The following is a 10,576-nucleotide window of genomic DNA, read 5'->3' on the forward strand; positions in this document are numbered from 1 at the left end:
GGGGGGGGGTTCGGGGGCTCCGGGTTCAAAGGGGGTGTGTCGGTCTGCCGGGGGGGGGCCGGTGGGGCCCCCCCGCGCCCCCCCTGGACGCCGGTCGTACTCGGGTGATCTCGCGGTGCCGCCAGCGGCCGCCCGGGCGCGGATAGCGTGTGCAAGATCCACGAGACGCGCCCTAACCACCCGTTCGCCTGCCCTGAAATCCCTTGCCGCCCTTGGCGGTCGGCGCTACCTTGGATTGTGACCGGATGACCGACTTTGGTCATCTGGTCATCGAGTCAGGGGGTATGCGAACATGCCGTATGCCAGAACCATCGAAGGACCGGGCGGACCGGATCCTGGACGCGGCGGCGGCGCTGCTGATCCGGTACGGCTACCGGAAGGTGACCGTCGAGGACGTCGCCAGGCAGGCGGGTATCGGCAAGGGCACGGTCTACCTGCATTGGCGCACCAAGGAAAAACTGTTCGAAGCCGTGATTCTGCGTGCCTACATCGAGCTGTGCGGCGAGCTGCTCGACCGGATCAGGGAAGATCCGGCCGAGGTCGTCCCGCACCGGTTCCTGCGCGCGTCCTATCTGGCCACCATGCGGCGCCCGCTGATGCTCGCGCTGCTGACCGGCGACAGCAGTGAGCTGATCGGCTCACTGAAACGCGATTCCTCTTATCAGGCACAGGAAGCTGTGGTCACCGACCGCTTCGCCACCATGATGGCCGAGCGTGGGCTGATCCGGTCCGACGTGCCGAACGTGCAGTACGCGCTGCAGGCGGTCGGCTCCGGTTTCTACCTCGTCGACAACCTCAGCGAAGAAGGCGCCGGGCTCACGCTGGAGGCCAAGGCCGACCTGCTGGCGTACACGGTGCGCAGCGCCTTCGAGCCGGCCGAACCGGCGGATCCGGCCGCCGTCGCCGCGACCGCCGCCGAGCTCGTGACCCTGCTCGAAGGCTTGCTTTCCATCTACCACAAGGGAATCTACGCCGAGCCCGGCTAGCACAGGCGCCTCGGCGGGAAATGGGGAGAACATGACCGCCACGCTCGCCGACACCTGGGGCGTCCACGAATCACAGTTCTGGCTGCGGGGGAAGCAGCCCGAAAAGCGCGTCGAATTCAGCGAGAAGTCCGGGATGTGGAACGTCTACGGCCACCAGGAGGCGCTGCGGATCCTCGCCGACCCTGCCACCTTCTCGTCGGACATCATCCGCGTCGTGCCGGAAGGGACCTTCCCCGACCAGGACCAGGACTCGCTCTCCGCCGGCAACCTGATCCAGCTCGACCCGCCGATGCACACCAAGCTCCGCAAGCTGGTCAGCCACGCGTTCACGCCGAAGGTCGTCGCCGACCTGGAGCCGCGGATCGCCAAGATCACCACCGAGCTGCTCGACAAGGTCGACGGCACCGGGCGGCTGGAGCTGGTCGAGGACCTCGCGTATCCGCTGCCGGTGATCGTGATCGCGGAGCTGCTGGGCGTCCCGGCGAGCGACCGTGAGCTGTTCAAGGGCTGGGTCGACAAGATGCTCGACAACGACGAGGAATTCTCGCTGAACGAGCCGACTGAGAAGCAGCAGAAGCGGCTCAAGGAGACCATGGCCGTGAGCCAGCTCCTCAGTGACTACATCACCGAGCACGCCGACGAGCGCAAGCGCCATCCCCGCGAAGACCTGCTCACCAAGCTCATCGAAGCGCAGGTCGACGGCGAGAGCCTGAGCCCGGTGCAGGTGGCGAACTTCGCGAAGCTGCTGCTCGTCGCCGGGCACATCACCACCACCATGCTGCTCGGCAACACGATGCTGTGCCTCGACGCGCATCCCGGCGAATGGGAGTCCGCACGCGCCGACCGCTCGACCGTGCCCGCGGTGATCGAGGAGTCGCTGCGGTTCCTCAGCCCGTTCGCGGCGGTGGCCAGGGTGACCAATGTCGAGGCCGACTTCGGCGGCACGGTCATCCCGCCGGATCACATGATCATGGTGTGGATCGCCGCGGCCAACCGCGACGAGCGCACGTTCACCGAACCGGACACGTTCGTCCCGGCGCGTGACCCGAACCCGCACCTGGCGTTCGGCCGCGGCGTGCACTTCTGCCTCGGCGCGCCGCTGGCCAGGCTGGAGGGCCGGGTCGCGATGAACCTGCTGCTCGACCGCTACCCGGCGCTGCGCTCGGACCCCGGCACCCGGCCGGAGTTCCAGCCGAGCCCGAACATGACCGGCGTGCGCAAGCTCCCACTGCTCGCCGGCTAAACGGGGTCGTGAGTGGTACGGCCGGTTCTAACCGGCCGTACCACTCACGAGGGCCTTCTTGCTGGGAAGCGCCAGCAGCACCAAGGGCACCACCAAGCCGAGCGCCGTCGTGGCCACGATGAGCACCTTGTCGATCTGCTCGAAGTGCTCGATGTGGCCGAGGTGGTAGAAGAAGTGCGGCGCGCCGTAGAGCAGAGTCGCGATGGCGGCGACCCGGGCGGCGAGTGTGGTGCCTGTCACGGCCGCGCCGATCAGGACGGCCGCCATGGCCAGGTTCAGCCCGCCGAAGTCACGCAGCAGGTGTTCGTTGAACGGGCCGTCCATCGCCACCCAGCCGCGCCGGAAACCGGGAAAATCCTGGTAGAAGCCGGTCGGCGTGAGGCTCGCCCACACCCCTGGCACAAGCTCCAGCAGGCCGAAGAGTACGAGCAGGACACGGGTCAGTTTGGTTTGCATGTACTACAGAAGAGACGGCGACCCGGAATGTGACACCGGCTAAGGTCGCGGAGTGACCACCCCAGCCACCCGAGCCGACGCGCTGCACCTGACCGGCGAACGCACGGTGCCCGGCATCGCCGAGGAGACCTACTGGTTCAGGCGCCACGAGGCCGCCTACCTCGCGCTGCTGCCGTACTGCGACGGCGCGACCGTGCTCGAGGCCGGCTGTGGCGAAGGTTACGGCGCCGGGCTGATCGCCACGACCGCCGAGCGCGTGCTCGCGCTGGACTATGACGTGGACACCACCGAACATGTCGCGCGGCGGTATCCCGAGGTGGGTGTCGCACGGGCGAACCTCGCGTTCCTGCCGGTGCGGACGTCCACTGTGGACGTCGTGGCGAACTTCCAGGTGATCGAGCATCTGTGGGACCAGGGCGGCTTTCTCGCCGAATGCCACCGCGTGCTCAAGCCAGGTGGCAAACTGCTGGTGACGACGCCGAACCGGATCACCTTCAGCCCGGACAGCGACACACCGCTCAATCCCTTTCACACCAGGGAACTCGCACCGTCCGAATTGGACTCCCTGCTGACCGGTGCCGGATTCGAGGTCGAGCTGCTGCACGGCCTGCACCACGGCGGACCGCTCGAGGAGCTCGACGCGCGCTACGGCGGGTCGATCATCGACGCGCAGCTCGACGTCGTGATGGGGCATCTGCCGGGTCAGGCCACCTGGCCGCCGAAGCTGCTCGCGGATGTCGCGGCCATCAAGGCGGAGGACTTCACCATCCACGGCGCGGACCTCGACGCCAGCCTGGACCTCGTCGCGGTGGCGGTCCGGCCGTGAACTCGAGCGAAGGCACGTTCTGCCTGGTCGTGCACAGTCACCTGCCCTGGCTGGCCCACCACGGCTCCTGGCCGGTCGGCGAGGAATGGCTTTACCAGGCCTGGGCGCATTCGTACCTGCCGATGGTCGACCTGCTCGACCGGTTCGCCGACGAGGGCAAGCGCGACGTGCTCACGCTGGGCGTCACGCCGGTGCTCGCCGCGCAGCTCGACGACCCGTACTGCCTGCGCACGTTCCACGACTGGCTCGGGCACTGGCAGCTGCGCGCACAGCAGGCTTCCACGCTCTGGCAAGGCGATCCGCTGCTGCGCGAGCTCGCCGCCGCCGAGCACCGGACCGCGATGCGGGCCTCCGAAGCACTGGAAACCAGGTGGCGGCACGGCTTCTCGCCGGTCTTGCGGTCCTTTGTGGACAACAGGACGATCGAGCTGCTCGGCGGGCCGCTGACGCATCCGTTCCAGCCGCTGCTCGACCCGCGGATTCGGGCCTTCGCGCTGCGCGGCGGTCTCGACGACACCGCGCTGCGGATCGGCCACCGGCCGGAAGGCATCTGGGCACCCGAATGCGGCTACGAGCCCGGCATGGAAGCCGGCTACGCGCAGGCGGGCGTGCGGCGGTTCATGGTCGACGGGCCGTCGCTCAAGGGTGACACGTCACAGGCGCGCACGGTCGGTGACTCGGACGTGCTGTGCTTCGGCCGGGATCTCGAAGTCACGTATCGCGTGTGGTCGCCGAAGGCCGGTTATCCCGGCCACGCCGCCTACCGGGACTTCCACACCTGGGACCACCGGGTCGGGCTCAAGCCGTCACGGGTGACCGGCAAGACGGTCGAGCCGCCGGACAAGGCGCCGTACGATCCGGCGCTCGCCGCGGACACGCTTCGCTTGCACGTCAAGGATTTCGTGGACACGGTCGTCACGCGGCTGCGTGAACTGCGGGCTCAGCACGACCGCGAGCCGATGGTCGTCGCCGCCTACGACACCGAGTTGTTCGGCCACTGGTGGCACGAAGGACCGGCGTGGCTGGAAGGCGTGCTGCGCGCGCTGCCGGAAGTGGGTGTGCGGGTCACCACGCTGCGCGGCGCGGCCGAAGCCGGGCACGTCGGCGGGGCCGTCGACCTGCCGGCGTCCTCGTGGGGCTCCGGCAAGGACTGGCGGGTCTGGGACGGCGAGCAGGTCGCCGACATGGTCGACGCGAACACCGCCTTGCAGGAACGGCTGCTCAAGCACGTCGAGCCGGGTACCGCGCGCGACGCCGTGCGCGACCAGGCCGTCATGGAGGCCATGCTCGCGCTGTCCAGCGACTGGGCGTTCATGGTCACCAAGGACTCGGCGGCCGACTACGCGCGACGCCGGGCCGCCGTGCACACGGAACGCTTCGACGCGCTCATCAGCTCACCGGACCGCGAGCGGCTCGCCGCGGAATACCGGGCACAGGACCGCCCGTTCGGACATCTCGACGCACGAAACCTCTAGGGAGAAGAAACTTGAGCATTCACGACATCCCGCTGCGCACGCTCTCCGGCGAGCCGTCCACGCTGGGCTCGCTCGGCGGCAAGGCGCTGCTCGTGGTCAACGTGGCCTCGAAGTGCGGGCTGACGCCGCAGTACACCGGGCTGGAGAAGCTGCAGGAGACCTACGCGGACAAGGGTTTCTCGGTCGTCGGCTTCCCGTGCAACCAGTTCGGCGGGCAGGAGCCTGGCAGTGCCGAGGAGATCGCGACGTTCTGCTCGACGACGTACGGCGTGAGCTTCCCGCTGTTCGAGAAGATCGACGTGAACGGCGACGACCGCCACCCGCTCTACGCGGAACTGACCCAGGCCGCCGACTCCGAGGGCGCCGCGGGCGACATCCAGTGGAACTTCGAGAAGTTCTTGATCAGCGCCGACGGCGAGGTGCTCGCCCGCTTCCGCCCGCAGACCACCCCCGACGACGAGACCCTGGTCAAGGCCGTCGAAGCGGCGCTTCCGCGCTGATCCCATCCCCCGCCACTCCCAGGGGGCCGGCCCCACGTCCAGCTTATCGGGGCCCCGCCGGAAGCCAGGGCGGGCAAGATCAACAAGCCGGGGTTGTCCACACCGGACGACCCCTGTGGACAACCGGCATATACCCAGGTCAGGCCCGCACCGCGAACTGGACGATCTCGTCCAGCGCGCGCCTGGGCTCGGCCGGGACCGGCTGGGCGCTGACCGGCGCCCAGCCGACCCGGATCACCGCCTGCGGGAACCAGCCGCCGAGCAGTTCGGCGCGGAGCACGGCGCGGGTGTCCGCGATGCTCAACGGCGTGGTCAGCAGGCAGCTCGCCAAGCCGAGACTGGTGGCGGTGAGCAGTACCCGGCTGGCGGTCTCACCCGCGCGCAGCCGCGCCTGCCGGTCGTCGGTGCCCGTGCCGAGCACGAACAGCTCGGATTCACGGTCGAAGTCGAGTGTCGGTGACGTCCACGCGAGACCGTTCACCTCGAGCAGTTCCAGCAGCAGCGCCGGATCGACGGACCGCCTGCGCTCGGCTTCCGCGATCGCGTGCACGAGCCTCGGCCGGATCGCGCCGTCACGCACCAGCTCGACGGTGACCAGCCCCTTGGCGCCCGCGCAGTGCGAAAGCCAGGTCAGATGCGCTTCGGGCACTTTCCAGTCGCTGTAGCGGCGCGGGTCGTCGCGGCGGCGGCCGATGGCGGCCGCCAGTGAGATCTCGTCGGCGGCGGGCTCGCCGCGGATCAGCTCGATGGTCGCCAGCAGCTCGGGAACGCCGGCGTCGGGCAGCCGCTGCACCCGCGTGCGCCAGCCGAGCCCGGCCAGCGCGATCCGCAGATGATGCAGCGCGGAGCCACAGCTGAACAGCAGCGCGGAGCCGTTGGGATCGGTTTCGGGACACTGCCGGTCACGCCCGGCGTAGAGATGCAGCGTCTGGCCGTCGACCACCCAGCGCCACGGCTGCGAGTTGCGCGGTGACGGCGCGCGCACCGCGAGCGTCAGCGCCTCGCGCAAGACGGACTCGTCAAACGGCCCGGGATCTGTCCACGGCATCTCCGGCAAGCTGATCACTTGGGCACTCTGTCAAAACTCCGAGTGGCCGCGTCAGGGCCGAAAGTCACCAGAAAACGGGGCCTTCAGGGCAGTGGCACGGACCAGAAGACCCGCGTGCCGCCTCCCGGCCTCGGCGACACGGTCAGCGTCCCGTGGTGCTGTTCCGCCCGGTCAGCGAGATTCCGCAGCCCACTGCCCTCCGGGCTGCCGCCGATGCCGATCCCGTCGTCGGTCACCTCGACGCTGACTTCGTCCTCCATGGCGACGGTGACCGTCAGCATCTTCGCCCGCGCGTGCCGCAACACGTTGCTGATCGCCTCCCGCACCACCGCCTCGACCTGGTCGGCCAGCCCGGCGGGCACCACCCCGAGCGGGCCGGACAGCCGCACCACCGAGCGCAGCCCGGCGTCGGCGGTCAGTTCGGCGACGGCCTCGTGCAGCCGCTTGCGCAGCCGGGAGGTGCCATCGTGGTCGCCGTGCAGGTCGAAGATCGTGGTGCGGATGTCGCTGATCACGCCCTGGAGGTCCTCGATCCCGTCGCCGAGTCGTCGCTGTGTCTCCGGCGACCGGCTGCGATGCCGGGTCGCCTGCAGTGAAAGGCCGATGGTGAACAGCCGCTGGATGACCCGGTCGTGCAGATCACGGGCGATGCGCTCCCGGTCGGCCAGCAGCCCCAGCTCATAGCGCTGCCGCTGCTCACGGGCGACCTGCAACGCCAGCGCGGCCTGGTCGGTGAACGACGCGACGAACGGAACCTGTTCCGCCTCAAAGCTTTCGCCGCCGAGCTTGCGCAGCACGGCGAGCACCCCTGAGACCGAACCCGCCGTCCGCAACGGCAACGCCAGCACCGGCCCCAGCTTCACCCCGGCCTCCGACGACAGGTCGTAGCTCAACCCGTGCGCGCGGCAGGGTATCCGGGTGCGGAACGCCTCTCCACACGTCGAGCCCTCGATCGGGATCGTGCGGCCGACGACGGCCCCCTCGTCGAACCCCGAGGACATCGTGATCACCAGGTCGGTGACCTCGTCGGCGGGTGTCTCCGGATCCGTCGGCAGCGCGAGGAAGCCGTAGTCGGCGCCCGCCAATTGACACGCGCGTTCGGCGATGAGCCGTAACACGTCATCGGCATCCGCACCGGCCAGCAGCTCGGACCTGATCTCGTCGGCGGCCGCACGCCACTGCACCCGCCTGCGCGACTCTTCGTTCAGCCGCACGTTCTCGATCGCGATCCCGGCCATCGCGGCCAGCGCCTGCAGCACTTCGCCGTCGTCGTCGCTGAACGAACGGCCGCCTGCCTTGTCCGTCAAATAGAGATTGCCGAACATCCGATCCCGCACCCGGACCGGCACGCCGATGAACGAGCCCATCGGCTGGTGCCCACCGGGAAGCCCGGCGGCAGCCGGAAATTGGGAAAGTTCTTGCAGTCTCACCGGTTGCGAGGCGTCGAGCAGCAACCCGAGCAGGCCATGGCCGACGGGAAACGAGGTCGCGACGCCCTTGCCCGCGCCTTCCTGAACGAATTCGGAAAGCCCGCCACCGGCTTTGAACACGCCGATGGCGCCATAGCCGGCATCCGTGAGCTTGATCGCCGCGCGCACGATGCGGCGCAGTGTCGCCTCGAGTTCGAGCCCGGAGGTGACCGCGAGCAGCGCGTCGAGCAGGCCGTCCATCAGTTCCCGCGCGTCGACGAGAAGATTCACGCGGTGCTGGATTTCGGATACGAGCTCGCGCAGCCGCAACTGGGACATCTGGTCCAGCTGGCTAGGCTGAGGACCGTCGGAAGTTGAGCGGTCGCTCTCGGTCACTGGCTGAGGGTCTCACCCATTCCCCGGGAATGACAGCGCCGTTCAGGCTAAGTGCCCCGTCTGCCGTCCCGCAGGCGGCTGGCCAGCGCGGCCGCCTGCGCGCGCCGCTGCACGCCCAGCTTCGTGAGCAGCCTGGATACGTAGTTCTTGACCGTTTTTTCCGCCAGGTGCAAGCGTTCTGAGATCTGCCGGTTGGTAAGTCCCTCACTGATCAGGTCGAGCAATTCCCGCTCACGGCCCGTTAATTCCTTGAGTGGCCCGCCGTGCTCGGCGTCCGCGCGGACCTTGGCCATCAGCGTCGCGGCGGCCCGGTTGTCGAGCAGCGAACGCCCGGCGCCGACGTCACGGACGGCACTGATCAGCCGGACGCCGTCGATGTCCTTGATGACGTACCCACATGCGCCCGCCAAGATCGCGTCGAGCATCGCCTGCTCGTCGGTGAATGACGTGAGCATGAGGCACTTCAGTGCCGGCAGCCGCGACCGGAGTTCGCGGCACAGCTCGATGCCATTGCCGTCGGGCAGCCGGATGTCGAGTACGGCCACATCCGGGCGCAGCGCCGGAATCCGCGCGATCGACTGGGCGACCGTCGCCGCCTCCCCGATCACCAGCAGGTCTTCGGCCGAGTCCAGCAGATCGGCGACACCGCGCCGCACCACCTCGTGATCATCGACCAGGAACACCTTGATCATCTTCCCCCCTGCTTGCGTCACACAGTGAAGATCGCTCAACCCCCCTCCGATGTGACGCGTGTGCCCGAAACGACCTCGGCGGCGATCCGGACGTACTCGCCGTCCTTCTTGATTCCCCACGGCCACGGCCGGAGTCCCGCCAGCTTGGCGAGTTCGGCGGCGTCCTTGACCGCGGTCGCGTGCCCGACAACCGTGACACTCCAGCCGCCGCCGAGGTCCGCCAGGACGTCGTCGGCCTGGAACGCCACGACCGCGTCGCGCACGGCCTTGGCGACATCGGAGTCCACCACCCGCATGATGACCGCGCTTTCCCTGACCGCGAACGGGACCAGCCGCACCGCGGGCAGCGCGTGCGCCGAGTGGACCAGCCTACCGAGTGAGACCGTGCCGAGCAGCCGCAGGCATTCGCGGTAACTCAATTCGTTCACCCCGGCCCGCTCGTACATACCGTCCCTCCAACGGAAAGTCCCTGCTGGCCGCTCGATTGTGGCCCGGTGACCCGGTGACCGGGGAGGGCCGAAGGTCATCGACCTACGCCCCTTGTTCCACAAGCCGAGGAGGAGGGGCCCATGGGTCCTCACCCTTGAGGACCAAAGTCTCTTAACCGGGTGTCACGGATCCCGCATGCTGTGTCACGAATCCGTCGTGGCGAGGAGGCCTGGTGCCGATGACAACGAGATTCGTGCTCGGACGATCCATCAGGGTCGAACGCCAGCCCACGACCGAGGATCTGGCCACCGACGGCCAGGTCCGCATCGCCCTGCACGTGGCCAACCGCGTGCAGGGCACCCACGTCATCCGGCCGTGGTGCTTCGAGGTCGAAGAGGACCGCATCGAGGTCTGGCTGGAGAGCGACCGTGCGTGGCCGGGCACGATGCCGCCCTCGCGCGAGGTCAGGGTCAACTGTGGCGCGGCGATCTTCAACCTGCGCACCGGTCTGCGGGCGAGCGGGCGGTCGTCGGCGACCCACCTGCTGCCGAACCGGCGGCGCCCCGGTCACCTCGCGACGGTCTGGCTCAAGGGTGCGCGGCCGCCGGCGTTCGCCGATCAGGCGCTGTACCGCGCGATCGCACACTGGCGCCCGCACCCGCACCCCTTCGACCGGCGCCCGGTCGCGCCGAACATCACCACCGCGCTGGCCCGTGCCGCCCGTGCCGAGGGCCTCGACCTGGTACAGAGCCACGACTCCACAATGGACGGACGCGACGCGAGAGCGCCGATGGTGGCCGAGATCGTCTCGCGCGGCGACACCGCGCTCGACCAGCTGCACGCGGGCCAGGCCATGCAGCGCGTGCTGCTCGCGGCGACCGCTTCCGGCGTCAGCGCCTCGTACAGCATCCCGGACGAGGCCATCAAGAAGACCCGCACGACCCGCGGCAGGCGTGACGGCGACACCTACTCCCAGGTGATCATCAGGTTCGGCTACGGCTACGCGGCCGTCACCAAGACGACCTTCTGAAAAAGGCTCGTGAGCGTTGGGGGGGGGGGGGGGGCGGCACGGCCCCCCCCCGCCCCCCCCCCAGGGCATAGGAGTCGGGGGGTGGT

Annotated in this window: 11 protein-coding genes; 6 read left to right on the top strand and 5 right to left on the bottom strand. The window is 69.0% G+C overall.

All coding sequences use genetic code 11. From position 1 onward, the window contains the following. The first annotated feature begins 299 nt into the window (after positions 1-299). Together ACFV15_RS42720 and ACFV15_RS42725 are read left to right on the top strand one after the other, a co-directional pair. Positions 300-986, top strand: a complete 687-nt coding sequence (locus ACFV15_RS42720) for a TetR/AcrR family transcriptional regulator (RefSeq protein ID WP_378358495.1) — start codon at positions 300-302, stop codon at positions 984-986. 31 nt (positions 987-1,017) lie between these two features. After that, positions 1,018-2,229, top strand: a complete 1,212-nt coding sequence (locus tag ACFV15_RS42725) for a cytochrome P450 (protein WP_378358496.1) — start codon at positions 1,018-1,020, stop codon at positions 2,227-2,229. Positions 2,230-2,256: 27 nt separating this feature from the next. Here ACFV15_RS42725 and ACFV15_RS42730 read toward each other — a convergent pair whose 3' ends face one another. Next, a complete protein-coding gene (locus tag ACFV15_RS42730; RefSeq protein ID WP_378358498.1) occupies positions 2,257-2,685 on the bottom strand; it encodes a hypothetical protein in 429 nt (142 codons plus the stop codon). 52 nt (positions 2,686-2,737) lie between these two features. Between ACFV15_RS42730 and ACFV15_RS42735 the strand changes: the two genes are divergently transcribed. From ACFV15_RS42735 to ACFV15_RS42745, 3 genes are read left to right on the top strand one after another with little or no spacing between them, the layout of a single operon-like run. Then, a complete protein-coding gene (locus ACFV15_RS42735) occupies positions 2,738-3,511 on the top strand; it encodes a class I SAM-dependent methyltransferase (protein WP_378358500.1) in 774 nt (257 codons plus the stop codon). Beyond that, positions 3,508-4,986, top strand: a complete 1,479-nt coding sequence (locus tag ACFV15_RS42740; RefSeq protein WP_378358502.1) for a 1,4-alpha-glucan branching protein domain-containing protein — start codon at positions 3,508-3,510, stop codon at positions 4,984-4,986. The genes ACFV15_RS42735 and ACFV15_RS42740 overlap by 4 nt, the downstream gene beginning before the upstream one ends. An 11-nt stretch (positions 4,987-4,997) precedes the next feature. Then, positions 4,998-5,486, top strand: a complete 489-nt coding sequence (locus tag ACFV15_RS42745) for a glutathione peroxidase (protein ID WP_378358503.1) — start codon at positions 4,998-5,000, stop codon at positions 5,484-5,486. A 139-nt stretch (positions 5,487-5,625) separates the two neighbouring features. Here the strand turns inward: ACFV15_RS42745 and ACFV15_RS42750 are convergent, their stop codons facing one another. From ACFV15_RS42750 to ACFV15_RS42765, 4 genes are all read right to left on the bottom strand, one after another. Next, a complete protein-coding gene (locus tag ACFV15_RS42750) occupies positions 5,626-6,552 on the bottom strand; it encodes an NAD(P)H nitroreductase (RefSeq protein WP_378358505.1) in 927 nt (308 codons plus the stop codon). 65 nt (positions 6,553-6,617) lie between these two features. Beyond that, entirely contained in the window at positions 6,618-8,282 is a 1,665-nt protein-coding gene (locus tag ACFV15_RS42755; protein WP_378358507.1) for a GAF domain-containing protein, read from the bottom strand. 104 nt (positions 8,283-8,386) lie between these two features. Next, entirely contained in the window at positions 8,387-9,031 is a 645-nt protein-coding gene (locus ACFV15_RS42760; protein WP_378358509.1) for a response regulator, read from the bottom strand. Between the two features lie 35 nt (positions 9,032-9,066). Then, positions 9,067-9,477, bottom strand: coding sequence for a pyridoxamine 5'-phosphate oxidase family protein (locus tag ACFV15_RS42765; protein ID WP_378358511.1), 411 nt, complete (start codon positions 9,475-9,477; stop codon positions 9,067-9,069). Between the two features lie 221 nt (positions 9,478-9,698). Between ACFV15_RS42765 and ACFV15_RS42770 the strand changes: the two genes are divergently transcribed. Then, the gene (locus ACFV15_RS42770; RefSeq protein ID WP_378358513.1) at positions 9,699-10,490 is read left to right on the top strand and encodes a hypothetical protein; all 792 of its coding nucleotides are present in this window, start codon (positions 9,699-9,701) and stop codon (positions 10,488-10,490) included. The last annotated feature ends 86 nt before the right edge of the window (positions 10,491-10,576 follow it).

This window comes from Amycolatopsis sp. NPDC059657 (genome assembly GCF_042734395.1).
GTDB lineage: Bacteria > Actinomycetota > Actinomycetes > Mycobacteriales > Pseudonocardiaceae > Amycolatopsis.